Below are 25,910 nucleotides of genomic sequence, written 5' to 3' on the forward strand. Positions count from 1 at the left end.
ACCTACTACATTTATTTATATGATATTTGCCTTAACTAATCAAGCCGATTCGCTTTTCATATTATTTTAACATGATAAGAGCAGATTTGTGACGAAATATATTTTCTAATTTTTTAGAATAATAACCCATTTTATAAAGATTCATATGATATTATTTAATATGGAGGGATGTTTATGTCTAAATTTGAGCAAGCTTTACTTGACCGATTTTTTTGTAAATCTCGTGGAATATTAACTACAATACTAGATCTATATTTGGTTAACAGAGCTTGAGAGGTATCCTATTATGTACATAACCATTTTTATTATTTGCTTTATATTATTAGCCTATTTTGTATTGGTTGGTAATTTTTTCACAAGACAAGTAATGTATATAAAAACTCAATCATTAGAAGCAATCTATGAAAGAGAGCTAGCAGAACAGCGATTTGATGAAGATTTTTATCTAACTATTGGACAAAAAACATTTTCAGTACCATCACGATATGGCTATGACTTGAATGGGGTGCTTTATGAACCATATCAAAAAAATAAATGGGTGATCCTTTGTCACGGGGTAACTGTGAATAAAAATAATTCAATTAAATATGTCGAGCTTTTTGTTAAGCTAGGCTTTAACGTTTTATCATACGACCATCGTCGCCATGGCGAGTCTGGTGGAGCGACAACTAGCTATGGCTATTATGAAAAATATGATTTACAAACGATATTCCATTTTTTAAAAGAACTTAAAGGTGAACAGATTATTGTAGGGATTCATGGTGAATCTATGGGTGCCTGTACAACGCTTCAATTTGCTGGATTTCTTGAGGATGCCGCTGATTTTTATGTTTCGGATTGTGCTTTCGCTACATTTCGCCAACAATTATCTTATCGATTAAAAGTTGACTTTAAAATTCCTAAATGGGCTATTTTACCGATTGGAAATATATGGCTACGGTTTCGTGATCAGTATGTTATTAATGATATTTCTCCAATTGATGCAGTTCGTACCATCCAAAAACCGATTCTCTTTATTCATAGTAAACCTGACTTATATATTCCTTATACAGATACGGTCACTTTGTTTAAAGCAAAGAGAAAAGGCTTTAAAAAATTATTTCTTGCAGAGCGCGGCGGCCATGCTATGAGCTTAAACCTAAACAAACAACAATATTATGAAGCTGTTAAAGAATTTTTAAAGCAAATTAATATTAGCACTAGAAACTAGCTTCTTTTTTCTTGAAGCTAGTTTTTCTTTATTGGAGGTACTGATGAAACTACTATGTTTAGGTGATATTCATATTGGTCGTAATTTCCCAGTTCTCCACTGATAACATTTTCACTTTATTTTCTTAATAAACCTCTATCAATTAAGCTGGCAGATACTGGAGTTCGATCTAGCTCTCTTGCCCATACAGACAATTGACCAATATGGTGAATTTCATGAGCAATTACATGTCGGACTATTTCACCTTTAGTGAATTGGTCACCACTCCATGGCACTACTGTGATTTCATTTTCAATTTCAGCTGACCATGTTAGTAAGTATTCTTCTATCTCTCTTCTGTTTAGGTCGGAAAGATCTTTTACTTTTTCAAGAGTCGTATATTCATCAAAATTTATCACATAATCTCTTTTATTTTGAATTGCACGAATCCAGCTAGTTTCTACATCAACAATATGTAAGAGAGTATTGAGGATATTCTCTACTCCACCTATTCTTTTTTCTTTTAACTCATTTGCCGATAATTCCTTGCACCATTCAAACCATTCATTTCTTACTTGCCAATTGTATTGGAAAAACATTAACATAATTAATTACCTCCATTATTTCAACAATATTTAATAGGATTATTTATGCCGCATTAACGGGCAGTAAGACCCCACCTCAAGATTAAGAGAGGCTAAGAAGATAGGTGGGGGATAAAGGAACCCCCCACTGATGGAAGTTTCACTTTATTGTTTCGAGGTAACTGTAAATTTTCCTTCCTACAATTATTTCTTATTAAGTCAAAACAGGTTCACATCCGCATAAAAAAACAGGACAAATTGAGCGCCCTGCTCTTGTCCTGTTTCACTTCTTTTATAATGATGCTTCTAGTATTTGCAATGCATCCTCTTTATTTAATTCTTTAAACCTTCCAAAATTCCCGAATCGAACTGTTTTTTCAGCCATTTCTGGTAGTTGATCTTTTGTTATACCAAAATCACTTAAACGACTTGGTGCTCCAATCGAATTCCAATATTCACGAAGTGCATTAATTCCTGATAGTGCCCACTCTTCTTTTGATTTTGTTCCTTGTTCAATGTCAAAAACATTTTTTGCAAATTGACAGAAGCGGTCTAGGTTTTCATTCATAACGTGTTTCATCCAGTTAGGGAAAATAATTGCTAATCCTCCACCATGCGGAATATCCGTTATAGCTGAAACGGCATGCTCAATATTATGAGTTGCCCAATCTCCTAGTGTACCCATACGAAGAAAACCATTTAACGCCATTGTACCACTATACATTAATGTTTCACGTCCGTCATAATCCTCAAGATTTTCTAACACTGTTGGAATTGTTTCAATAACCGTTTTTAAAACACTTTCACAAAAACGGTCTTGTACTTTCGTATTTGTTCCGTGATGGAAGTAATCCTCAATAACATGAGACATGATATCTACAGAACCATAGATTGTTTGGTTTTTCGGAACTGTAAATGTATTTTGCGGATCTAAAATTGAAAATTGCGGGAAAGAAAAAGGAGATCCCCATCCTAGTTTTTCATTTGTTTCCCAGTTTGTAATTACAGAACCGGCGTTCATTTCTGAACCTGTTGCTGCAAGAGTTAAGATTGTTCCAAACGGAAGTGCGTCTGTCGGAACTGCTTTTTTAGTAATAACATCCCACATGTCTCCATCAAATTTCGCACCTACTGCAATTGCTTTTGTACAATCTATAACAGAACCGCCACCAACTGCTAAGATAAAATCAATGTTTTCCTCTTTACAAATCTTTACACCTTTATGTACAGTTGTTAATCTTGGATTTGGCTCTACCCCACTTACCTCAAATACATTTTTGCCTGCTTCTTTTAAAATGCCTGTAACTTGATCATATAGACCATTACTCTTAATGCTACCGCCACCGTATACAAGTAATACATTGTTTCCATATAACTTAACTTTATCTGCTAATTTTGAAACAGTGTCTTTCCCAAATATTAATTCTACTGGATTTTTGAATATAAACGTATTCATTCGTCAATCCCTCCTTAATTTTATATTAGCGAAAAGAATAGTAGATTGCATCAAATATGCCTTATCACATTCGTTCAATTCCCATGATTTAATGTACGACATTTGCAATTAATTTAAACCCATTTCTTTAGTTTTTTTATAAATTTAATTTCAATTTTATTTATTTTCAAAAAATATAACATATGATAGACTCAAACTTGTGAAAAATTTGTATTTTAAGGAATGGTTTTATGATTAAAACGGAAAGATGTTTACTTATTCAATTACAATAAACTGATTTTAACGATATAGAAAAACTATACATTAATTGTGATGCAAGAAAATATCTTGGAGGAATTATTGATAAGAAAACATTCGAGGTCTATTTTTTAGATATGCTTCAAGTGAAAGAAAATACGTTCAATTGGGTAATCCGCGAGAATAGCAATAATGAATTTATCGGATTGATTTCTCTTCACCCTAGCCATGATGGTACTTGCACTGAAGTGTCCTATCAACTTTTACCTAAATGGTGGGGAAATGGGTTTGCTACTGAAGCAGTTAATTCAGTCATTCATTTTGCATTTACAGAATTAAACCTTTTAATTTTAATTGCAGAGACACAAGTATTAAACTTATCATCTAGACGTTTATTAGAGAAGTTAGGGATGAAGTTAGCTAAAAAAGTCAAGAGATTCGGAGCTGAACAAGCAATCTATCGTATTGAAAGAAATAGTCATGTTCGAAATTAAATGATAAAACTCATTTTTCAAATGGACTTTAGTAAGGAGCAGAATCCTACTCCTTTTTATCCCGCATTAACGGGCAGTAGACCCCCACCTCAAGGTTGAGACGAAGAAGATAGTCGGGGAATAACTGCCCGTAAAAGCCCGATTGGTTCAACTAACCATCAGTAGGGGATGAACCTCCCACTGATGGAAGTTTCACTTTATTATACTTCAGCAGTTTTATAGTCTTTTTTAACACTGTTTTTCTTTTTGTATACTAAATAATCATACGAGTGTTCCATAATCAAACGCTCTCTTTCAAACTCAAAACCATTTCGTTCATATAGTCTACGAACGGCTGGCTTCGCTTGATCAACATTTAAAGTAATTCGATTAGCTCCGATTTTTATTGCATAATCAATTACACCCTTAAGTAGTTCAGTACCAATTCCAGCTCCTTGGTAATCACTGTGTACAGATACCGTATCAATATAATAATCATTATCTTCTGCTTCTTTTTCAACTACTACCTTAGAATTTCTAGAATTTGCTGTTATGATTTCTAACATTTCTGCATCTAAAATGGGTAAATCTTTTATAAAATAACCAACTATTACTCCAGCTATTTTCCCTTCTTTTTCTTTCACTATGCAATTTTTATAACCTAATCGATTACATTCCGAAGCAACATATGACTCGATTATTGGATATGCTTGTTCATAAGTGTTTGTTCCTGTTAACATCAATGCTATTTCATCAATAGCCTGCATAATTAATGGTGCAATTTGATTTGCCTCTTCTTTTTTTGCAATTCGAATCACTTTACCTTCTCCTCATCCTATTTTCTTTGTCATTAATGTATTCTAACATAATTTCATCTTTTTCTGAAAAATCCCTTCAATGAACAAAAGTTATAAAGATCACATTTTTGAATGAAAAACACTAAAATATCATCATGACATATTAAAAGAATCATATAAAATTTTAATTTTTCTTTAATTTTCCTTTCCATCTAAATTCTTCTTGTAGTATAATTTTCCCTAATGGTGTTTGAAGTATTTATATCGTATCCTTATAGTTTAATAGGATTGATGAGAACTTTTATTATGGATCTATTTCAATACCTATAGATGAATATTTTTAACGAGGATCTCCGTGTATTAGCTAGAAAGCTTATTTCACATCCTCGTTTTTAATTGTCCATTATTTTCACGTTTAAAATTCTGAATACTAGATAATTTCCATTAAATTAAATTTGGTTCTTCACATTACGTCAATGTAATGTATTGAATATATAAACAAAGATACATAGGGGGAAACATCTTGAAAAAACTAGCAGTATCATTTATCTTATCAGCAGCAATTTTAACACCTAGTATTACAGCTCATGCTGCTCCAAACAAAGCAGAATTGAATACTTACTTAAAAAGTATTTCAATGACTCAAAGTGAGTTAGAAGATTATTTATCTTACAATTACGATGAAACACTTGATGATTTTAAATCAGTAAAGGAATTAAAGGAAACTTTAGGTGACCCACTAACACCTCAAACCTTAAAAAAACTGTTAGCTAAATATGACATGACTGAGCAAGAAGTAACTAAGCTTGCCATTGAAAACGGCGAAATGGAAAAAGGGGACACTTTGTTAGGTACTTTTTATTTTGTATCTGATGTCGAGAGTATTATCACTTTAGATCAGTCTGATATGGGCGCTTTTTCTCCAGATGGCCTTTCTGACATTTTCTCTAAAATTGGCGTAACTGAAACAGAGTTAAACAACCTGACAGAATACCTTACAAAAGTAACAGAGCAAGATCCTAGTATTCAATCGAAATTAGAAGCTCTAATGGAACAATCACAAAACTTAACTGAAGTAAGTGATACTAAGGATTTAACACCGGAAATGCTTGCTCAAATTGCACATACTGTAAAAGAGTTACAATCACTTTTAAAAATCGATGTTAAAGTTTATACAGATGTAAACGGTACTAAAACACATTTAAGCTTAAAGGATTTTCTATCATTGGATTCGCTAGACAACCAAAAGTTTATTGTTGAGATCTATAGCGCTGATGGTGAACTTCTTTTAGACGCTATTCTTTCAGATGATCTATTTAAAGACGGATTTTACAACGACATTGCAAAAGAAACAACTAAAATAGTAGCAAAACCAACTACATTTGTGCCTAAAACAGAAAAAGGCGGAAAACTTCCAAAAACAGCTGGCCATTATCTAGATTGGAGTATTGTTGGTCTTTTATTGATGTTGGGTTCAGTCGTTTTACGTAAAAAAATGTTTACTACTCGTTAAAATTATGAAAAAGAAATTATTTTATTCTGGTCTCATTCTTCTTCTTTTTTTATTTGGATTTTATCTAACTTCTACGAATGTTTATAAAATGGCAAAAGCCTATCTAATTTATAAACAAACTGATGATAAATGGCATCGTCAACTAGATAAGCAGGCAACCAAAAAGTTAATAGATAAGCAAGTTCCTCTATACTCGCATCAACCAAAAATGGGTGAACAAATAGGAACATTAAAAATTCCTACAATTCATTCTACGTTACCTATATATGAAGGAACTAATGAGGACGAGCTTGAACAAGGAATTGGTCATTATGCAAAGTCTGTATTACCTGGTGAAAACGATAATAGTGTTCTTGCCGGTCATCGTGATACGATTTTCCGTCATTTAGGAGAAGTTAAAATCGATGATAAATTAATAGTTTCTACATCTGCAGGAACCTTTACGTATAAAGTTCGTAAGATTCGAATCGTGGATAAAGATGATCGAACAGTTATCGTTCCAAAACCAAGAGCAACCTTGACCGTTAGTACTTGCTATCCATTTCGATATATTGGACCTGCACCACAACGATATGTATTAATTGCAAATTTAGTGCATACCAAAAGGTAATTTCGACATATTGTAACAAAAGAAAAGCTGTCTCATATGTGCAAAAAACACATGTAATAGAGACAGCTTTTCTACTTTTGCAAAATCAAAAGTAATTATAAAAATGTTAAACAAATTGTAATTTTAAAACACTATTAAGGTTGTGTACTTAATGAACAAACAAATTAGTAAAAAAGTTTACTTACCTTTTTTAATCATATTTTCTATCGCAATTATCTTTGCAGGTTGTTATGAAATATATCAACATTATTTTACTGAACAGGGAATTGTTCGACTAAATTGGCACGTTGATATTGAACAGCCTAGACATTCAAAAATTATAGTAGACGAAGTTAGCCCAATGAGTAATGATGGACAACTATATACCCAGTATACATACGATAGAGAAACTATACAAAAATTAAAAAAGAAACCATATTGGATTAAAGTAACAAACAAAAATATTAAAAGTTTTAATCAACAATTAACTGAATATAATAATTCAATTTTAAAATATCCAGTACATTCAATAAAAAGTAGACAAAATCTATTAAAAAATCCAGTTATTATTAACAACGAATGTTATTACTACGTACAACACGATAAAGAAAAACAATATGCATATGCTATTTTCATACTAAATCCAAAGGAGAAAAAACTTTATTTACTTGAAAATTGGCTTTAATTGAATTTATTTTTTATAAAATAAAGACACTCATAAGAGTGTCTTTTCTAATAGTTTAATAGCAACAATATTTACAAAAACAGCCATTATTATAATGCTTAGTTTGAAATCTTCTTCTTTAACTCCATAAAATGATAAATAGCATGCGCTACTCCTGATTCATTGTTCGTTTTCGTCGTAAATACACAATGCTGCTTTAATTCATCAGTCGCATTCCCCATTGCTACTGGAAATCCAACTCGATTAAACATTGATACATCATTAAAGCTATCACCAATCGCCATACTTTGTTGCAAATCAACTCCTAAAATCGGTGCTAAATAAAGTAACGCTGCTCCTTTACTTATACCTGCTGCATTTATTTCTAAGTTATTTGAATGAGATGAAGTAACTAATAATTTTTCTTCTCTCGCTAATTTATTTCTTAATCTACTAATTGTTGTTTGATCATTCGATAAAAATAATATTTTGTAAACATCAAGCAATGTAAAATCTTCAACAGAATGATAGTTTCGTATATTTTTTAACGTAGTTGTAAGCTTTTTTAGTTTCTTTGTTTGTTTATCCGTAAAAAACTCTTCGTATAATTCATCTCTATTTTTTGTATATGAACCTTTATTTGTACTGATAATAAATGTATTATTTTCTCGTTCGCACTCCGCTAACACTCTAGAAAACACATCTTTATCCATTGTTTTATTTAAAATGACATTCCCATTTTGATCGCATATCTTTGAACCATTTAAACTAATAATTGGACAATTAATTCCTACTTCATCAAGTGTTTCTTTTGCACTATCATACAATCTACCAGTAGAGATCACTACATGTATTCCTTCGCTTTGGGCCGCTTTTATGCTTTCTACATTTTCTTTCGTTATTATATTTTCATTACTGATTAAAGTTCCGTCCATATCAATTGCTATTAGCGCCATGTCTCTCTCTCCCTATCTACTAGTCTACTATTATTTTACGTCTTTTTAGAAAGAAAATGCCACAAATAACATTCTATCTCTTTTCATTACTTTCATTGAATAGTTGATTCTATTTAAAACTATTTTATTAGTAGAAAATCACTTTCTACATATAAATTAAGTATAACACACTATACTGATCTTTTATAAAGGCTGTTTTCGTAAACATTGTTGCTTCTTTAGAATACGTTAGTTGATTACAACTCCAGGTTGCTCCCTTTCCGTGGGGCGTGAGCTGAGCCTCCTCGTCGCTATCGCTCCTGCGGGGTCTCAGCCTTCCCACTATTCCCTCAGGAGTCTCGCACCTTCCGTTATAATCAACTTCTGTCTGTAAATTTATAATCTCAAAAGTAACAATCCTATAGAAAAGAGGCTAATGTTAAAATTAAGGAAATAACATATACAGGCGGTGGTATATTGCAAAAGAAAATTTATGATTTAAACAAAATTAGTGAAGAAAATTTTGGACTACTTATGAAAGCGATCGAAAAAGTTTTTCCTAAATTTGATTATTACGCATACAATGAATTATTTACTGAAGATCATCGTTTTGAAGGGATTAATATAGCAGCAATTCAATAGTTGGTTTCTACGAGGATTTTTCTTTTTTATTTGAACTTTTATCTAAATTCATTAAGAGGTTGCCCCTCATACTATTTTTGGACAGCCTCTTATGTTCTATTTCATTCTTCCGATAGTTTTACATCTACAACATTTGTAAGTGATAACTCCATATATTCCTCTTCATCTTCTTTTACAGCGATTCGATTTTCTAATAATTTAATTTTGGATATTTTCCCATTTACTTGGTAGTGATGATGATTTTTATAATAAGTAATTGTTACTGCCCTGTCTTCATGAATGGCTTGATGAAGCTGAAAATTCATTTCATCTAATAACTGCTCATCAACTTCACGCTTATTTTCGTAAGTTTGTTCTATTTTCCAGTCACGTAACATTTTTACATGCTCAGGAAGCATCATTGATGTCCATTTAATGGTTCCTCGATCTCGAATCATTCTATTTCTCCTTTCATTTTTTTTTTCTTATTTATGGCTCTGTTCCGCTCTAGGATGCTCGCTTTCCGTGCTTAGCGGGATGTTTTTACGCTTTATGTCCTCCTACAAGTTTACTCCGCTGTATAGCAGTACCACCTTCTGTATAAGAAACTGCCCAAAGAAGTGCATTATGTCCATACTTTTTACGAACCCGATCCATTACATAACCTAAATTTCTTTTGCACGGCTTTTTCTCATCAAACAAATTTAGCTGCATATTCTCGTCATTTACAATATTGGAAAGTGAAATACTAATCTGCCTGACTGTTTTCCTTTCATAATATTGATTAAATAAATGAAGACACACTTTATATAATTCTGAGGTGATGTTTGTTGGATCATCAATTGTATACGCATGAGAAAAACCTCCTCCATATTCCTCACGACTATACCCTACCCCTAACGTAATCGTGCGCCCAGCTTTTTTGGCGTTACGTGCTCTTCTAGCTACTTCTTCACACATTTCTAAAATAACATGCTTAACTTCTTCCTCTTTTGTATAGTCCCGTAATAAGATTTGACTCTTCCCAAAACTGATTTGACCATTTAAAATAGGGGCACCTAATTCGGATAAATCGACTCCCCATGCATGATGATAAAGTTGATTACCCATTACACCAAATTTCTTTTCAAGTGCATGTAAAGGATAATTAGCTAATTGTCCTACCGAATAAATCCCCATTCGATTTAACGTCCGTTCAAGTCGCCCCCCTATCCCCCACATCTTATTAAGAGGAGTAACCTTCCACAATTTATCTTCTACATCCTTATATGTCCATTCTGCAATTCCTTTTTTCTTCGCTTCTAAATCTAAACAAAGTTTTGATAAAAGCATATTTGGACCAATTCCAATTGCGCATGGTAATCCAAATTCTTTTGCAATGTCATCCTTAATTTTCCTAGCAATTTCCCATTTATCTCCCCATAACCGCTTAACTCCATCAACCTTAATAAAACATTCATCGACACTGTATACATGCAAGTCCTCGAGTGGAACATATGTGTTAAGAAGTTTAATAATCTCTGTAGAGGTCTCTAAATACTCCTTCATTTTTGGATTTACAATTCGAATACGTGGATCTTTTGGAATTTCAAATAGACGAGAACCAGTTTTAATCCCAAATTCCTCCTTCATACGAGGAGAGGCTGCTAGCACAATACTCCCTTGGCGTTCAACATCTCCTACAACAGCTAAATAACATGTTAGAGGATCTAGACCAAGTTTAACGGCTGAACAGCTTGCATAAAAACTTTTCATATCAATACATAAAATTTGGTGATGTGGTAAATTGTCATAACAAATTGTCATTTCCTTCACCTCAACTTTTTTGTTTTTATCTCTGCAAGTGACGAAAATCTGCTTCACTTCTGCAGACTTTCGCTCTAAGTTAACTATCTAAAAATCAATATTAAAATAGAACAGAACGTTGTTTTTATAAAAGACCACACAAAAACAAGAACTTTTGTTCTTATTTTTATTATTATACCCATTATATTAAACGAATATACGTTCTTATTCAATAAAAATCTCTACTTTGAAGAATTGTTAATTTTAGGTATACTTAAGAACAGCAATAGGAGGATAGAAATCAATGGATGTACAATTTATCAAACACATGATTAAACGAAATCTAATCCAATATGGAGGAGAACATAAAGACTTAATAACTGAGGAAGCCCTAAATGAACTAAGTCAACAAGTTCTACACGAACACGAACAGAACAACACCCCACTTCACGAAGCAGTCAACGACATCATTTATGACTACATAACGAATAAGTAGAAAAGTGGAAGCAACCCGCTTATCTCCGAAAGGCGTTGGAGCAATAACCAAATGAAGTGCGATTTTTCACTTCAATTGGTTATTGTGAAACGACCGAGGAGATGGTTGCTGGAACTGGACAAATAAGAAATGCGAAGGCGACTTGCCCACCTCCGAAAGACATTGGAGCAAATAACAAGTGAAATGGCCGAGGAGGTAGGCGCCGTAGCTAGACAGTAAGAAAAGTGGAAGCAACCAGCTTATCTCCAAAAGGCGTTGGAGCAAATAACAAGTTGAGAGTGTTCTTTGCTTAGTATTTGTGAAATGTCGGGGAACTAGTCTATATAACTGGTGAGATTTGTAGAATACAAAAAACTCCTTAGTTCAAATTTTGAACTAAGGAGTTTAATTTATCAATCAAACGTTACAAAAGCGATGATCCCATCTTGCTCTTCGAAACCAATTTCTACTTCCATTGTATTGGTAAGAAAATTATGCTCTGCTTCCAATAAAAAACCGATAGCATCAGAAATTCGTTGCTCGTTGTATAGAAAGTGTTGACCTCTTGCATTAACTGCACAAAAGATTTCTTCACCCTCTTCATATTGGAACTCCATTTGAACACTTTCAGGGTTAATTCGCTCTAAATCTGCTACAAAAAGACAAACAGCATTTGCAATATCTTGCTCATTTAAATAAATTTTCATTGTCCGCCCCTACTAATAGTTTCTTCGTTTGTTTCCAAAGATCCATTTAACTAATCGAATGATAATCAAGATCATTATGATATCGATTAGTAACCCAAAAAATGAAAAACCATAGTGATATCCACCGTAGTAACCACCAAAAGGATGGAATAGGTGACCAAAGAATGCACCAGCTCCAAAAGCCCCTGCATACTTCCAAAAGCTACTACTTGAACGCGTTGAAGAACGGTAGCGATAATTTGTGCTCGGAGAACTAGGGCGATAGCTACGAGTAGAACGATATGATCTTGAACTATAGTGACTTGACATTCCCCTACTTGAGCGATATGAGGCAACTTGAGTTAAACCTGTTTGTATAGTATTAGAATTAACTAACTCAGTAGGAAAATGCTGAAATCCTGAATTTGAGTTGGTTTGTATTGTACTTGCTTTAACACTACTTAATCCACTTAGTGATAATACAATAATAATAAGAAAAGATATCACTTTTTTCAATTGAAACCCTTCTTTCAGCTGGATATGCTCAATATTTATTCCACTATTATAGCCATTTAATTCTTCTTTTTGTCAAGAAATTGTCTCCTAATAAATGTGAAAAATATCCAACGAAACCTGCTAGACATATACCACTTACACCAATATCTTTCTGTAATAAATAAGAAATACCGGTCCAAAATCCTAAAAAGTAGACTGAATGTGTAAGCCCTCTATGTTTTAATCTAGAAGCAACTGCAATAAAAAGACCGATACAAACAACTGACCAACTTCCATAAAAAAACATCCAACCTATTAAAGAAATTAGTATACCTGTCAAAAATAAAATCGATTTAATATTCCTCAGCCAACTTACACATAGAATAAAACCTAAACAAAGTGCAATGGCGTAAACCCATGAACCTGAACTAACTAAATTACCTGTCTTTATTAGAATAAATAATGAAACAGAAAGAAATAGAAAACTAAAAAATACTCGAAGCGGTGTTGATACTTTCTTTGTTAACGAGCTATTTTGATGATCAAGATCAGGTACTAAACTACTAATAGCACCTACGACAAGTGGAATTGTCATTGCATCGTTTTTTGTTGCATACATCGTCACACCAGTTGCGAATAACCCTACAATTACATGACTTTTTCCATCCAAAATTGTTACCTACCTTATTCAATCATTTACATCAGTATCATTCATTTTAGTATGAAAATGAAAAATGTGAAACAGAAAAATTCTTAATTTGGAAAATTATGTGAGCGTTTTTCGAATTTGATCATGAATCCGTTGACGTATCTCATTTTTTTTGACAAAATGAAGTGAAACTTACTATTAAAATTGTTGAAAATGGGAGCGTTTTAATAGCAAACAGCGGGGGAATTTTATGCAAGAAAAAGAAATGAGTGTTATTGAACATTTAGACGAGCTTAGAAACCGTATCATAAAAGTAATTGTAGCCTTTTTATTCTTTTTGGGTATTGGATTATATTTCACAAAAGATATTTATGCATTTTTAGTTAAAGACCTACATAGACCATTATTAGCATTAGGCCCAAGTGATGTATTTTGGTTGTATTTTGCAATTGCTGGAGTTTTTGCCATTGCATGTTCAATTCCGTTTATTTCTTACCAAATTTGGTCTTTTGTTAAGCCAGCATTAGATGAAAACGAACAAAGAACAACATTACTCTATATTCCTGCAATCTTTATTTTATTTATCTGTGGAATGGCCTTTGGATATTTTATTATCTTTCCTAATGTACTGCATTTTTTAACAGTAATGAGTAAAGGATTAGTAGAGATTAATTTTACAGCAGAACGTTATTTCTCTTTTCTATTTAACTTAGTTTTACCGATGGCACTGTTTTTTGATTTACCTATATTAATTATATTTTTAACTCGCATAGGCGTGCTAACTCCAATGTTTATGAGAAAAATGAGAAGATATGCATACTTTATTCTCGTCATTATTGCATCAATGATTTCACCACCGGAATTTATTTCACATATTATGACAAGTATTCCATTAATTTTAATCTATGAATGCAGTATTTTTGTTTCTAGCTTTACATATAAGAAAAAAATTAAAAGAGAACAAATGAATATGAGTGGTAATTAAAGAAACTGCATGCCAGTAAGAGGCATGCAGTTTCTTTTTATTGTGTTTATTTATAAGGCTCTTTTTTAAAAGATTGATGCTTTTGAGATTCGTAACGGAAAGAGAGCATCCTAGAGTTGTAATCAACTACGCATTCTAAAATAGCAACAATGTAAACGAAAACAGCCATTTATAAAGACTAGATTCTCGGTCGTTTCACAACAACAAAGTGATAAGCATACTTCATTTAGTATTGATGCCCATTGTTATACAGGTTGTCTACATTTTCTATTTAACTATATTTAGAAAAATTGACTAAATGAATAGACCGAAATGATTAGTCCAATACATGTAAAACTTAAAGACGCTATAAGTGCAAGATTACGTTCAAAGTAATTATTCATTTCTTTTAATTCAATTCCAGCAACTCGATGCCACTGATAATGTTGGAGAGGTGTATAAATTGGTTGCCGATTATTTTTAAATAACAAGAAAAGCGTTGTCATTATTCCAATAAAAACTGCCCAACTACCAGGTGAAGTTTTTGAAGTACTACTAAATAGATAAGTTAAAACTACTTCAACAATTAGTACAGAAGAAACAGTAAACAACTTCTTAAACATATTATTCCCCCTCTTTTAGAATTAGTTTGATTATATCAAAAATATTTTTCCAAAAATAGTAGGAATTTTCTGAAACTACGTAGTATATTTAATCCATTTTGAAAAAAATAAAAAATCTCACACTTCGTTCGCATAATGTTCTTATTTTTTGAAAATTACTATTGAACAAAAAGAACAATTGTTCTATAATTAAAAAGAAGCAATAAAAAAACACCTATTAGGTGTTTTTAAACTATATGTATCGTAGAACGAATCAATTTTTATTATGATTTTCTTCGGCTTTCGGGACAATATATAGTGTCTCTCCATCTTTTGAGACCAAATATTCATTTCGTGCATAATTTGCAATGTAATCAGGATCATTTAGTAACCGAATTTGACGATTTAATTCTTTTTCGATATTAACCTGTTTTACTTGTACTGCTTTAAGCTTATTTAACTCTTCATTTTTTGATGCCTCAAAACCATTCATTCTAAAAAAATAGATACAACAAATAAGAAGTAATGTACCATACATTATGGTCAATATTAATCGATGCACTCTAAGTCTACTTTTCGATTTTAACTCAGGAGTACGAAAAGGGATATTCGGTTGTGTAACTTCTCTAACTGGATTATATAATTTTCGTGCTTCTGCCCTCACGTATCTTCCCTCTTCTCTGATAAAGTATGCTTGTTCATAGTTTATCAAGAAATGTCAAATTAGAAAAGAGAAAAAAGGAAAAAACAGTAATTTTAAGTAGAATAGTCATTAATTTAATAGGATTATGTCGAATATTGAACTTGTATCAATGACAATTCACATAAGAAAAAATTGTTAAATAAATCAAATGATTCATTTAATATTTTTTTCTCAGAAATGATTGACGAAAAATAAAACATCATGTATAGTTATATTAAATTAACTGAAAATTTAAACAGTTAAAAATATTATTCATGTTTTTACACATCCCCCCAATCCCTATCCTTTATAGATAGGGATCTTTTTTTATTTGTCTACCCTGAAAATAACCTCTATTGTACATTTCCATTCGCCATGGTGGAGCGTTTATCGCAAGGATGTCTATGTTAATTTTTTTGCTCTTAATTAATGAATACCGGTTTTAAGAGAAACTCCGGCAGAAAAACGAGTCTGCCCTGCCCCCGCTGAGATGAGCGAGGGGATTTTAGCAAATAATAACAATCTTGTTTTTCAGAGCCATTTTTTTAGAAAGTTTGAATTAACAAAGCCTTATTTAATGGCCAATTCACATCGTTACCATTTTGATTTTAGTTAGTTTATAATAACTTCTATAGGAGGAATGCGACATGCAACAAATTCAAATTGAAGCTGTTCAAGCTGCTCTTCAAAAGTATCTTGAAAAGCCTGTATATATTCATTTAGAAACAACAAATGGTGCGTATGCAAATCACTTTAATGAGAAAGTTATGACAGTAAATGCCTTTATTCGAAATGCTAAGGTAACAATCCAGCGTGCAACAATTGTTGGAAAAAATCCTTATCGCGTTGGTTTAAAGTTAGAAGAAGGTTGGGTTGTATCAGAAGGATTGACTGATTGGGAAATTAACGAAAAAGATCAATTATTATTAGCTGGGCATAATCCGGAAGGAAAACTTGCAATTGCCCTTCAATTAAGTCACTCACCATTTTAGAGAGGAGCGCAAATAATGAAAGAAGAAAAAGTACTACTTGTGTTTCCTCATCCAGACGATGAAGCGTTTGGAGCTGCAGGAACAATTTCACAATTTACAAACAGAGGGGTCTCTGTTACTTATGCGTGTTTAACATTAGGACAAATGGGGAGAAATATGGGAAACCCATTTTTTGCGACCAGAGAATCTTTACCCGACATTCGTAAAAAAGAATTACGTGATGCATGTAAAGAAATGGGTATTCAAGATGTTAGAATGTTAGGCTTCCATGATAAGACAGTTGAGTTTGAAGATCCTGAAATCACCATAAAAAAAATTACAGATATAATTAATGAAATCAAACCAACTCTTGTCATTACTTTTTATCCAGAGCATGGCGTTCACCCAGACCATGACGCAACATCAAGAGCTACTATCGAAGCAATTCGTCGATTAGACTCAAATAACCGCCCTACAGTTTGGTGTATAGCAATCACAAATAACCGATTTGATGTAATCGGAAAGCCAGACATTCAAAATGATGTAAGAGATGTAGCAAACCAAAAATTACGTGCAATCAAATCACACCGCTCTCAAACAGAAGCAATGTTTAAAGATATTTCTTCTATTGAGGATTTCGAGCATATCACCGATGAACGTATTAAAAGATTCTTTGGTAAGGAAACATTTTATACGTACAAATTTGAATAAGAAGGAAATAATTTATAGTTTACAGAATATGTAAGTGATTAATGAAATTTGGAGGTAACAATATGTTACAAATGAAATACGTCATTATTTATGTTTCAAATTTTGAAGAATCACTTGCATTTTACTGTAATCAATTAGGATTATCCATTCGAAATAATCATGGATCTTACATAGAGCTAGATACTGGAAGTACGATTTTAGCGATGATCCTTAAGGAAAATGTAAATGAGATGACTGGTTTACCAAAGCCATCCGATATTTCATCACAAACTTTCGAACTTGGCTTTGTAACTGAAGATGTGATTGGCATGGTAGAGAAACTTCGTGAAAACGGAGTGAAAATAATAAAAGAACCAATCGAGAAGCCTTGGGGACAAACTGTTGCATATGTGGCAGATCCTGATCAACACTACATAGAAATATGTAGTAGGGTTGAATAAGCTAACAAAAAAAGAACTTTCTTCCATTTATTATAATAATGGGAGAAAGCTCTTTTTAGAGTTTTTAATTTGAACTTACAAGATTAAAAATAGAAGCTGCAACTTTAAAAGTATTAGGTTTCATCTTTTGACTATTTGTAAATAAAATTACATAAGTTTTTGATTTCGGATCAAATAAATTCATACAATCAACCCCAGGAAGAACTCCGTGATTATATAAAAACTTCCCTTTATTATACAAACCGTATCCATAAGAGTGTTTAAAAGGTGTAGTCATCTGTTTAAAACTATCTGTAGAAATTAGTTTATTAGAAACAAGCGCTTCATCCATTTGTAGTAAGCCATTTACTGTTCCATATATATCACCACAACCTAACATATAAGAAAAGCTTGGCATTGTTACTGAATGTGGCGTTTGATTATTATTTAAAATTAAACGGTATCCTTTTGCCCTATTACTTAATTGGTAAAAATGATCTCCAACACCTAGCTGATCAATATTTGCTGGATTTAATACATGACTTTTTAGATATTCTTGATAACTCATCCCAGTCACTTTTTCAACCACATATGCTAATAACACATAGTTTGTATCATTATATTTCCAATTAAAAATAGGTTTATACCCTTTATTTAAAAGAATAATTTTATTAATTAAATTTTTTGTAGAAATCGGATTAGATAATTCTTTTTCTCCTTTTACTCCTGAAGTGTGAGTCATAAGATGAAATAATGTTAATTTAGATCCGTTTGGAAAGTTAGGGATATATTTTGTAATTGGATCGTTAAGTGAAATTAACCCTTTTTCTTTTAGTTGCATTAAAGAAGTTGATACAAAAAACTTAGAAATTGAACCCACTGCATAATTCGTTTCAGGAGAGTTCGGTAGTTTATTCGCTATATCCCTATAACCATACCCTTTTTTTATTACGTCTTCTCCATCTTTATTTACTAAAACAACTCCATTAAAATGAATTCGCTGAAGAAGCTCATTAATTTTGTTAGACATGCTCCCAGTTAAAGGACCATCAGCTTTCAACAAATTATTTTGATTTTGGTTTTGTGTAAATTGTATGTTTGAAGCTTTTGTCATTGAAGAATGATCTACCTTATGTTGTTCACCGAGCGGTATGATATTGTTTTTAACTACAAAAACAACAATACAAGCACAGAGAATAAAGAAAAATACAAATTGTATTTTTATAAAATTGAATGTTTTCATCTGAACACCTACCTATTGTCTGTAGGTAATAATATTACATAATATCCAATCAAGAATATATCTACTTGTATAAATACTTCATGAATATTTTTTAATGTAATTCCTTATACCTTTTTAACTAATTTTTTTATAATTAACTCATAGCATACTATACATTCAGGTGGGACTCACCAGTTTCTTTGAATTATTAAAAAATTCTAAAGAAACTATCATAAGCTTCTAATGGATTTTTAGTGAAGAAATGGTATTCATTCCCTTTCTGTCATGCTATATTTGAAACATTGTTGTCTAAAAACAAAGAGGGGTGTAACATAATGCAGAGAGTAAAAACTCTTCTTACAAAACCTTCGATACGATTTGTATTATATACCACATATTACATTTCTATTTTATTAGGTTTACTCTATTTATACGGATTTCAAGATGCGTATTCAGGATCTTTCATCTATAACGACTTTTAGGGATGTGAAAATATGATAAGAATTATAGAAAAAATTGATCAATGGGCAAAAAAATCGCCTAATACAATTGCATTTCAAAATAGTACTACCTCCATTTCGTATAAGGATTTAAAAGAACAGTCTGATTTTCTAGCAAAGTGGATTATTACAAATTATGGAACAGGTAGTGAGCCAATTATTGTTTTTGGTCATATGCAAACAGAAATGATTTCAACATTCTTAGGATGTGTAAAATCTGGGCGTGCATACATCCCTGTTGATGAATCAATCCCAGCTGATCGCTTACAGAAAATGATACAAAATTCAGGAGCAAAGCTTCTCATCTCTCCTAGTACGGATATCGAATTAAACTTCGATTCTATAGAAATGGTGAATAATGAAGAGTTACAAATGATTTTTAAAACTCCTTCTGTTACAAATAATTTAGAAGAACATTTTGTAAAAGAGGATGACAACTTCTACATTATTTATACATCAGGAAGTACCGGGGACCCAAAAGGTGTACAAATTACAGAAAACTGCTTAAAGAGCTTTGTAAATTGGATGGAGAAAGATTTTGGATTAAAACAAGGTCAACGCTTCTTAAATCAAGCACCTTTCTCATTTGATTTATCTGTAATGGATTTATATCCTTCACTTGTAACTGGAGGAACACTTATTGCAATTGAAAAATCAATGATTTCAAGACCTAAAGTATTGTTCCAATATTTAGCGGAAAGTAACATTGAAGTATGGACATCTACTCCATCTTTTGCAGATATGTGCATGATGAATCCTGATTTTAATGAAAAGTTACTTCCAAACATGAAAACATTCTTATTCTGTGGCGAAGTATTATCTTCTCAAAGTGCAAAGCAATTAACAACTAGATTTCCTAATGCAACTGTCTTCAATACGTATGGTCCAACGGAAGCTACTGTAGCTGTAACATTTGTACCTATTACTGAAGATATTCTTAATCAATATACAACATTGCCAATTGGAGTTCCTAAAGAAGATACTAAAATCTTTATTATGGATGAAAATGGTACTCCTTTACCAGAAGGCGAAAAAGGTGAAATTGTGATTGTTGGCCCTAGTGTAAGTAAAGGTTACTTGCAAAATAAGGAAAAAACAGAAGCTGCCTTTAAAACAATTAACGGTATGAAAGCCTATAAAACTGGGGACTCTGGTTACTTTGAAAATGGGCAATTATTTTACAATGGAAGAATTGATTTACAAATAAAACTACACGGATATAGAATTGAAATTGAAGATATCGAAAATAATATTCGAAAACTTCCTCTAATAAAATCGGTTGTAGTAATACCAGAAATGAAAGACGGTAAGTGTACTGATTTACACTGTTTAGTTGTAGTAGATGAGAATGATTTTGAAAAAGAGTATCAGTTAACGAACTATTTAAAGAAACAGTTAAGTGATTTTATGCCAACTTATATGATTCCAAGAAAATTTAGCTATCTAACTAGTTTACCTATGACAACAAACGGAAAAGTTGATCGTAAAAAATTAGTGGAACAGGTTTATCAATGATTCCATATGGTACCTTTACCTATTTTGAGATCTTATTAGTTTTACTCATTCCAGTTGTTGTCTTAGGATTTTCTGGAAAAAAATCAAATCTTTACTCAACCTTCTTAACACTTGTATTTTTGGCAGTAACTTTTTCTTCATCTAAACAACAAGCATTGTACTTAATTGGTTATATTATTTGGGAAGTCATACTAGTTAAGTGCTATAGTACGTACCGAAAAAAAGCAAATGAACCAGCAATTTACTACATTAGTTTAATTCTATCTATTTTGCCTTTAATTGTTGTAAAAGTAGCACCTATATTTTACACTAATAGTCTAATTGGATTTCTTGGTATATCTTATTTAACGTTCAAATCAGCTCAAGTCATTATTGAGCTACGTGATAAAAGTATCAAAGAAATAAAAATATTGGATTTTTTAAGATTTCTATTATTTTTCCCAACTATATCTTCTGGACCAATTGATCGCTTTAGAAGATTTCAAAAAGATACTCAAAAAACGTTAACATCTGAAGAATATAGAGAGTTTTTTGAGATTGGCCTTCATAAAATCTTTGTAGGATTTTTATACAAATATATTATTGGCTATTTAATAAATGAGCATATCATTCATTCAAGCTATGCTTCAGGCCATTCATTCTCAGCAAACGTCATTTACATGTATGCATATAGCCTATACTTGTTCTTTGATTTTGCTGGCTACAGTTGCTTTGCTATTGGAGTTAGTTATTTGATCGGTGTTCGAACACCAGAAAACTTTAATATGCCATTTATTAGCCGAAATATAAAAGATTTTTGGAATAGATGGCATATGAGTTTATCATTTTGGTTCCGAGATTATGTTTATATGCGAATGGTATTTTTCTTAACAAAGAAAAAAGTTATAAAAAATCGACAAGCGATTTCGTATATTGGATATTTTACTCTATTTTTACTAATGGGCTTGTGGCATGGATTACAATGGAATTATATTGTTTATGGATTGTACCAAGCGATCATAATGTGTAGCTTTGATTGGTTTGAACAATTCAACAAAAAAAGAAAAATTTGGAAAAACAATAAAGTAACACATGTAATTTCTGTGCTTATTACATTCCATTTTATCTGTTTTGGCTTTTTAATCTTTTCAGGACATTTATTCAAATAAAGGAGAATTACAATGGAAAATTTACGTGAAGAAGTTTTAACAATTTTAGCAGACTTATGTAATACGGATGAAGTGAAAGATAATCCAGATATTCAAATTTTTGAAGAAGGATTATTAGATTCATTTGGAACAGTAAACTTATTAGTAGAAATTGAAGATCGTTTAGACATTCCAGTTACAATTTCGGATTTTGATCGTGAAGAATGGGCGACTCCAAATAAAATTATTTCTATCTTAGAGGCAAGAAGATGAAAACGGCTCGTTTTTGGGGAATGATGACAGCTATTCTACTTTTTGGTATAGCTTTATATCTACCAAATTCTTTTTATGAATTGTTTATTACAAAAAATAAATTAGATTATACAGCAGCTTCCTTAAATCCTAAAACGTTTCAAGGAGTTTTACTTCAAGAAAAAATGTTAAAGGATCCAAAATATTTACCAATCTTCGGGTCCTCTGAACTATCTAGAAGAGATTCATTTCATCCTTCTAGATATTTTATGGATGAAAAAAATGAATTTACACCTTTTTTAATTGGACGTGGTGGGTCCCAAAGTTTAGTTCATTTCTTAGACCTTGCAGCTGTACAAGATGAGTTGAAAAATCGAAAAATCGTATTTGTTTTATCTCCACAATGGTTTATTCCAAGTGGAATTGACGATAAGCATTTTTCACCAAATTACTCAGCTTTACAAACTTATTCATTTGTTCTTTCAAATGAGATTGATCCAAAAATAAAAAAACAAGCAGCTAACAGATTATTACAATTATCAATTGTAAAAAAGGATCCCCTGCTTGTGACACAGTTAAAAGCTCTTTCAACTGACAACAAAGCAATCAAGCTTAAAGCTGAGTTAGAAAAACCAGTAGCCTATACCTACTTAAAGGTTCTTGAAAAGAAAGACTTTTTCCAAACTGTAATTAAAAGTCCAGGTAAACGATATAATTTAAAAAAATCGAAATATGAACATTCATGTTGGAATAAGGATATTCAAGTAGCTGATGAAATGGGTAAACAGGCAACAAAATCAAATCAATTTGGTATTTTAGATTCATATTACCAAAAGCACATCGGACACCAACTATTATCATTAAAAAACTATAAACGTAATAGTAGTTATGGTGTATCTCCTGAATACGGAGATTTACAAATGGTGTTGGATATCCTAAAAAAACAACACACAAAAGCGCTTTTCGTATCGGTCCCTGTAAATGGAGCATGGTATGACTATGCAGGTTTCCCTAAACAAGGAAGAGAAGTTTATTATCAAAAAGTTAAAAAACAAGTTGAGCAAGCTGGTTTCCCAGTAGCAGACTTTTCAAATCATGAATATGATAAATATTTCTTAGAAGACACCATCCATATTGGTTGGAAGGGCTGGGTATATATTGACCGTTCATTAAATCAATTTTATACAGGTTCTCATCCAATTAATACAGCAGGAAAAACTTATCAAAGCGATGCTTTTTAAAAAAATGGTTGTTAATATGTGAACTACACATATTAACAGCCATTTTTTATTTTTAATAACCTATTGTAATTATAGTAATTTATAATAAAAAACAGTTGGATGTAGTTCTCCATTAGCAGACTTGGCATAGTAAGGTATTCTCCCAAATTCAATAAACCCTAAAGATATATAAAGTTGATTTGAAGGATCCCCTTCCCTAGTATCTAAAACTAATAGAGAAATTCCCTCCTCTTTTGCTCTTTCTTCAGCTACAAGCATTAATAAGCGACCAATCCCATTTCGTCTCATTGTAGGAAGTGTCATTAATTTTGCAATTTCACCTCTGTGCCTACCATTTTGTTTAGTACATAAATGTAATTGTATACTACCTACAATCTCTTCATCTATTTTAGCTACAAATAAAACAACTTCAGGCTTTAATAAAGTTTCCCAATATATTCTAGCTTCATCTAATTTAAGTGGTGGTAAATAACCAATTGAGGCACCATCATCAACTACTTTTACAAGAAGGTCTGAAAGCTGATCTATATGTTCTTCAATTATTATTAATTCTTCTATTTTTACAGTACTTGTCACTATTACCACCTCATTATGGGTATCTTCTATACGATTAAAATAATGATGTATTACAATTTACAAAAAACTATGTAATATATTTCCATTATAGCAAGATTTTTCTGATTTTTTAAATTATTTTATTAAATATTTGTAACATCTACTAGTTTCTTCTCTAGCTAAACAAAAAGGCAAACAACCCTGTTATGAGTTGTTCGCCTAGTAATTAAGCAATTCTTTTAAGTGAAAAGCACACTTCATTTGGTTTTTGCTCCAACGTCGGTCGGAGCTAAACAAGTCTTCTTCACTTTTCTATCATGTCTAACTTCAGCACCTACCTCCTCGGCCATTTCACAAATACCAAGTGAAGTGAAAAACACACTTCTCTTGGTATTTGCTCCAATGTCTGTCGGAGGTGAGCAAGGTGCTTCCGTTTTTCTTACTACTCTCTACTTAAATCCACTTCTTTTAATGGTACTACTTTTGTTTTTTTGATGAATTTATAGCCTAACCAAACCGCTAGGAAAACAGGAATACCAATATATGAAACAATTATGCCTTGCCAGTCAATTACTTTCCCCGTAAATGCTTGGTAATTTTGTGCTAGTACGATAAACATACAAGCTAGAAATGCTAGTATTGGTCCAAGTGGGAATAGTTTTGCTCGGTATGGTAATTCATTTAGATCTTTCCCTTGTGCAACAAATGCTCTACGGAATCGATAGTGTGAAATTGCAATTCCTAACCATGCGATAAACCCAGATAGACCTGAAAGATTTAATAGCCAAGTATAAACTTGACCATCACCAAAAAATGATGATAAGCAAGCTAATGAACCTACTAAAAGAGTTGCAATTAATGCATAAATTGGTACACCACGTTTATTTATTTTTGCTAAGAATTTTGGTGCTTTCCCTTCAACTGCCAACGTATAAAGCATACGTGTTGATGCATATGTTCCACTGTTTCCAGCAGATAATACAGATGTTAATATAACTGCATTCATCACAGAAGCAGCAAATGCAACTCCTAATTTTTCAAACACTAATGTAAACGGACTTACAGCTACGTCTCCATGCATTAATCTTGAATCAGTGAATGGAATTAATAAGCCAATAACAAAAATTGCTAAAACATAGAATAATAAAATACGCCAAAATACTTGTTTAATGGCTTTAGGAACATTTTTTTCCGGATTATCTGTTTCTCCAGCTGCTACACCTACAAGTTCAGTACCTTGGAATGAAAACCCAGCGACAATAAAAATAGATAATACCCCTAAGAAACCATTATGGAAAGGAGCATCTTTAATTGTAAAGTTTTTAAACCCTACTGAGTGTCCTCCAATAATTCCAAAAATCATTGCAATTCCTACTACTAGAAAAACAACTACAGTAACTACTTTTATTAATGAGAACCAAAATTCAGATTCTCCATACGCTTTAACTGATAATAAATTAATTCCTAAAATAATAACTAAGAAAATTGCACTCCATAAAACAGCCGGTGAATGAGGGAACCAATATTTCATTAACATTGCAGAAGCAGATAATTCAAATGCTAATGTGATTGCCCAGTTATACCAATAGTTCCACCCCATTGCAAAACCAAATGCTGGATCAACGTAACGAGACGCATAAGTACTAAATGAACCTGAAACTGGTAAATAAGTTGCCATTTCACCTAAGCTTGTCATTAAAAAGTAAACCATTAATCCGATTAATCCATATGCTAATAGTGCTCCACCTGGACCAGCTTCACTGATTGAAGCGCCACTTGCTAAAAATAGGCCAGTTCCAATTGATCCACCAATAGAGATCATTGTTAAATGACGTGCTTTTAACCCTCTATTTAATGAATTTTGTTGACCTGATGTTGATTGCTGACCAGTATTTTCGGTATTAGCTAATCCCATTTGTTGTTCCTCCTCTATATTCTCTTCATACTCTTCTAAGAATTAGGGTTGGTCGAAAAATAAATTGACGTGTGTTTTTAAATGCA

30 protein-coding genes are annotated in these 25,910 nt (G+C 32.0%); 16 read left to right on the forward strand and 14 right to left on the reverse strand.

Translation table 11 applies throughout. The features are described 5' to 3' along the window. Nucleotides 1-286: 286 nt before the first annotated feature. On the forward strand, nt 287-1,210 hold the full coding sequence (locus J5Y03_RS03835; RefSeq protein WP_209402708.1) for an alpha/beta hydrolase: 924 nt from the start codon (nt 287-289) through the stop codon (nt 1,208-1,210). A 116-nt stretch (nt 1,211-1,326) separates the two neighbouring features. Here J5Y03_RS03835 and J5Y03_RS03840 read toward each other — a convergent pair whose 3' ends face one another. After that, nucleotides 1,327-1,794: a DinB family protein gene (locus J5Y03_RS03840; RefSeq protein WP_209402710.1), complete on the reverse strand. Its 468-nt coding sequence runs from the start codon at nt 1,792-1,794 to the stop codon at nt 1,327-1,329. Nucleotides 1,795-2,065: 271 nt separating this feature from the next. Then, the gene (locus tag J5Y03_RS03845) at nt 2,066-3,229 is read right to left on the reverse strand and encodes an iron-containing alcohol dehydrogenase (RefSeq protein ID WP_209402712.1); all 1,164 of its coding nucleotides are present in this window, start codon (nt 3,227-3,229) and stop codon (nt 2,066-2,068) included. Nucleotides 3,230-3,516: 287 nt separating this feature from the next. Between J5Y03_RS03845 and J5Y03_RS03850 the strand changes: the two genes are divergently transcribed. After that, nucleotides 3,517-3,960 carry a GNAT family N-acetyltransferase gene (locus J5Y03_RS03850; RefSeq protein ID WP_407648402.1) on the forward strand — a complete coding sequence of 148 codons (444 nt, stop codon included), beginning with the start codon at nt 3,517-3,519 and terminating at the stop codon, nt 3,958-3,960. Nucleotides 3,961-4,160: 200 nt separating this feature from the next. Here J5Y03_RS03850 and J5Y03_RS03855 read toward each other — a convergent pair whose 3' ends face one another. Beyond that, complete coding sequence (locus J5Y03_RS03855; protein ID WP_209402714.1) at nt 4,161-4,757, reverse strand: GNAT family N-acetyltransferase; 597 nt, start codon at nt 4,755-4,757, stop codon at nt 4,161-4,163. A gap of 502 nt (nt 4,758-5,259) precedes the next feature. On the opposite strand from J5Y03_RS03855, the gene J5Y03_RS03860 reads away from it, so the two are divergent. From J5Y03_RS03860 to J5Y03_RS03870, 3 genes are all read left to right on the forward strand, one after another. Continuing rightward, the gene (locus J5Y03_RS03860; protein ID WP_209402716.1) at nt 5,260-6,249 is read left to right on the forward strand and encodes a processed acidic surface protein; all 990 of its coding nucleotides are present in this window, start codon (nt 5,260-5,262) and stop codon (nt 6,247-6,249) included. Between the two features lie 4 nt (nt 6,250-6,253). Beyond that, nucleotides 6,254-6,859 carry a class D sortase gene (locus tag J5Y03_RS03865; RefSeq protein WP_209402718.1) on the forward strand — a complete coding sequence of 202 codons (606 nt, stop codon included), beginning with the start codon at nt 6,254-6,256 and terminating at the stop codon, nt 6,857-6,859. 151 nt (nt 6,860-7,010) lie between these two features. Then, entirely contained in the window at nt 7,011-7,523 is a 513-nt protein-coding gene (locus J5Y03_RS03870) for a hypothetical protein (protein WP_209402720.1), read from the forward strand. 98 nt (nt 7,524-7,621) lie between these two features. Here the strand turns inward: J5Y03_RS03870 and J5Y03_RS03875 are convergent, their stop codons facing one another. Beyond that, on the reverse strand, nt 7,622-8,458 hold the full coding sequence (locus tag J5Y03_RS03875) for a Cof-type HAD-IIB family hydrolase (RefSeq protein ID WP_209402722.1): 837 nt from the start codon (nt 8,456-8,458) through the stop codon (nt 7,622-7,624). A 456-nt stretch (nt 8,459-8,914) separates the two neighbouring features. Here J5Y03_RS03875 and J5Y03_RS03880 point away from each other — a divergent pair, with 456 nt between their 5' ends. Next, nucleotides 8,915-9,079 (forward strand): hypothetical protein, encoded by a 165-nt coding sequence (locus tag J5Y03_RS03880; RefSeq protein WP_209402724.1) that lies wholly within the window; start codon nt 8,915-8,917, stop codon nt 9,077-9,079. A gap of 101 nt (nt 9,080-9,180) precedes the next feature. On the opposite strand, the gene J5Y03_RS03885 is transcribed toward J5Y03_RS03880, so the two are convergent. Next, entirely contained in the window at nt 9,181-9,516 is a 336-nt protein-coding gene (locus J5Y03_RS03885) for a YolD-like family protein (protein ID WP_209402726.1), read from the reverse strand. 85 nt (nt 9,517-9,601) lie between these two features. Next, entirely contained in the window at nt 9,602-10,864 is a 1,263-nt protein-coding gene (locus J5Y03_RS03890; RefSeq protein ID WP_209402728.1) for a Y-family DNA polymerase, read from the reverse strand. Nucleotides 10,865-11,147: 283 nt separating this feature from the next. Between J5Y03_RS03890 and J5Y03_RS03895 the strand changes: the two genes are divergently transcribed. Further along, complete coding sequence (locus J5Y03_RS03895) at nt 11,148-11,339, forward strand: YqzH family protein (RefSeq protein WP_209402730.1); 192 nt, start codon at nt 11,148-11,150, stop codon at nt 11,337-11,339. A gap of 392 nt (nt 11,340-11,731) precedes the next feature. On the opposite strand, the gene J5Y03_RS03900 is transcribed toward J5Y03_RS03895, so the two are convergent. Genes J5Y03_RS03900 through J5Y03_RS03910 form a run of 3 tightly spaced genes read right to left on the reverse strand, consistent with a single transcriptional unit; the run spans nt 11,732 to nt 13,169 of the window. After that, nucleotides 11,732-12,025 carry a DUF2653 family protein gene (locus J5Y03_RS03900; protein WP_209402732.1) on the reverse strand — a complete coding sequence of 98 codons (294 nt, stop codon included), beginning with the start codon at nt 12,023-12,025 and terminating at the stop codon, nt 11,732-11,734. Nucleotides 12,026-12,037: 12 nt separating this feature from the next. Beyond that, the gene (locus J5Y03_RS03905) at nt 12,038-12,520 is read right to left on the reverse strand and encodes a hypothetical protein (protein ID WP_209402734.1); all 483 of its coding nucleotides are present in this window, start codon (nt 12,518-12,520) and stop codon (nt 12,038-12,040) included. A gap of 46 nt (nt 12,521-12,566) precedes the next feature. Continuing rightward, nucleotides 12,567-13,169, reverse strand: coding sequence for a metal-dependent hydrolase (locus tag J5Y03_RS03910; RefSeq protein WP_209402736.1), 603 nt, complete (start codon nt 13,167-13,169; stop codon nt 12,567-12,569). A 229-nt stretch (nt 13,170-13,398) separates the two neighbouring features. On the opposite strand from J5Y03_RS03910, the gene tatC reads away from it, so the two are divergent. After that, a complete protein-coding gene (gene tatC, locus J5Y03_RS03915; protein ID WP_209402738.1) occupies nt 13,399-14,133 on the forward strand; it encodes a twin-arginine translocase subunit TatC in 735 nt (244 codons plus the stop codon). A gap of 281 nt (nt 14,134-14,414) precedes the next feature. On the opposite strand, the gene J5Y03_RS03920 is transcribed toward tatC, so the two are convergent. Then, nucleotides 14,415-14,735, reverse strand: coding sequence for a hypothetical protein (locus J5Y03_RS03920; protein ID WP_209402740.1), 321 nt, complete (start codon nt 14,733-14,735; stop codon nt 14,415-14,417). A 253-nt stretch (nt 14,736-14,988) separates the two neighbouring features. Further along, nucleotides 14,989-15,378, reverse strand: a complete 390-nt coding sequence (locus J5Y03_RS20080; protein ID WP_209402742.1) for an FtsB family cell division protein — start codon at nt 15,376-15,378, stop codon at nt 14,989-14,991. Nucleotides 15,379-16,043: 665 nt separating this feature from the next. Here J5Y03_RS20080 and J5Y03_RS03930 point away from each other — a divergent pair. From J5Y03_RS03930 to J5Y03_RS03940, 3 genes are all read left to right on the forward strand, one after another. Beyond that, nucleotides 16,044-16,388, forward strand: a complete 345-nt coding sequence (locus J5Y03_RS03930) for a YojF family protein (RefSeq protein ID WP_209402744.1) — start codon at nt 16,044-16,046, stop codon at nt 16,386-16,388. Nucleotides 16,389-16,403: 15 nt separating this feature from the next. Beyond that, entirely contained in the window at nt 16,404-17,078 is a 675-nt protein-coding gene (gene bshB2, locus J5Y03_RS03935; protein WP_209402745.1) for a bacillithiol biosynthesis deacetylase BshB2, read from the forward strand. Between the two features lie 62 nt (nt 17,079-17,140). After that, on the forward strand, nt 17,141-17,518 hold the full coding sequence (locus tag J5Y03_RS03940) for a VOC family protein (RefSeq protein ID WP_245208725.1): 378 nt from the start codon (nt 17,141-17,143) through the stop codon (nt 17,516-17,518). A 64-nt stretch (nt 17,519-17,582) separates the two neighbouring features. On the opposite strand, the gene J5Y03_RS03945 is transcribed toward J5Y03_RS03940, so the two are convergent. Beyond that, nucleotides 17,583-18,740: a serine hydrolase domain-containing protein gene (locus J5Y03_RS03945; protein ID WP_209402747.1), complete on the reverse strand. Its 1,158-nt coding sequence runs from the start codon at nt 18,738-18,740 to the stop codon at nt 17,583-17,585. 314 nt (nt 18,741-19,054) lie between these two features. On the opposite strand from J5Y03_RS03945, the gene dltX reads away from it, so the two are divergent. From dltX to dltD, 5 genes are read left to right on the forward strand one after another with little or no spacing between them, the layout of a single operon-like run. Beyond that, the gene (gene dltX / locus J5Y03_RS03950) at nt 19,055-19,201 is read left to right on the forward strand and encodes a teichoic acid D-Ala incorporation-associated protein DltX (RefSeq protein WP_209402749.1); all 147 of its coding nucleotides are present in this window, start codon (nt 19,055-19,057) and stop codon (nt 19,199-19,201) included. A gap of 15 nt (nt 19,202-19,216) precedes the next feature. Further along, nucleotides 19,217-20,734, forward strand: a complete 1,518-nt coding sequence (gene dltA / locus J5Y03_RS03955) for a D-alanine--poly(phosphoribitol) ligase subunit DltA (RefSeq protein WP_209403132.1) — start codon at nt 19,217-19,219, stop codon at nt 20,732-20,734. Then, on the forward strand, nt 20,731-21,882 hold the full coding sequence (gene dltB, locus J5Y03_RS03960) for a D-alanyl-lipoteichoic acid biosynthesis protein DltB (protein WP_209402751.1): 1,152 nt from the start codon (nt 20,731-20,733) through the stop codon (nt 21,880-21,882). Before dltA ends, dltB begins: the two co-directional genes overlap by 4 nt. Before the next feature lie 12 nt (nt 21,883-21,894). Continuing rightward, nucleotides 21,895-22,134, forward strand: coding sequence for a D-alanine--poly(phosphoribitol) ligase subunit 2 (gene dltC / locus J5Y03_RS03965; RefSeq protein ID WP_209402753.1), 240 nt, complete (start codon nt 21,895-21,897; stop codon nt 22,132-22,134). After that, nucleotides 22,131-23,354, forward strand: coding sequence for a D-alanyl-lipoteichoic acid biosynthesis protein DltD (dltD, locus tag J5Y03_RS03970; RefSeq protein WP_209402755.1), 1,224 nt, complete (start codon nt 22,131-22,133; stop codon nt 23,352-23,354). The genes dltC and dltD overlap by 4 nt, the downstream gene beginning before the upstream one ends. A gap of 69 nt (nt 23,355-23,423) precedes the next feature. Here the strand turns inward: dltD and J5Y03_RS03975 are convergent, their stop codons facing one another. Both J5Y03_RS03975 and J5Y03_RS03980 read right to left on the reverse strand, forming a co-directional pair. Then, the gene (locus J5Y03_RS03975) at nt 23,424-23,930 is read right to left on the reverse strand and encodes a GNAT family N-acetyltransferase (protein ID WP_209402758.1); all 507 of its coding nucleotides are present in this window, start codon (nt 23,928-23,930) and stop codon (nt 23,424-23,426) included. 421 nt (nt 23,931-24,351) lie between these two features. After that, entirely contained in the window at nt 24,352-25,824 is a 1,473-nt protein-coding gene (locus J5Y03_RS03980; RefSeq protein ID WP_209402760.1) for an amino acid permease, read from the reverse strand. Nucleotides 25,825-25,910 lie beyond the last annotated feature (86 nt).

This window comes from Gottfriedia endophytica (genome assembly GCF_017814275.1).
Lineage (GTDB): Bacteria > Bacillota > Bacilli > Bacillales > Bacillaceae_G > Gottfriedia > Gottfriedia endophytica.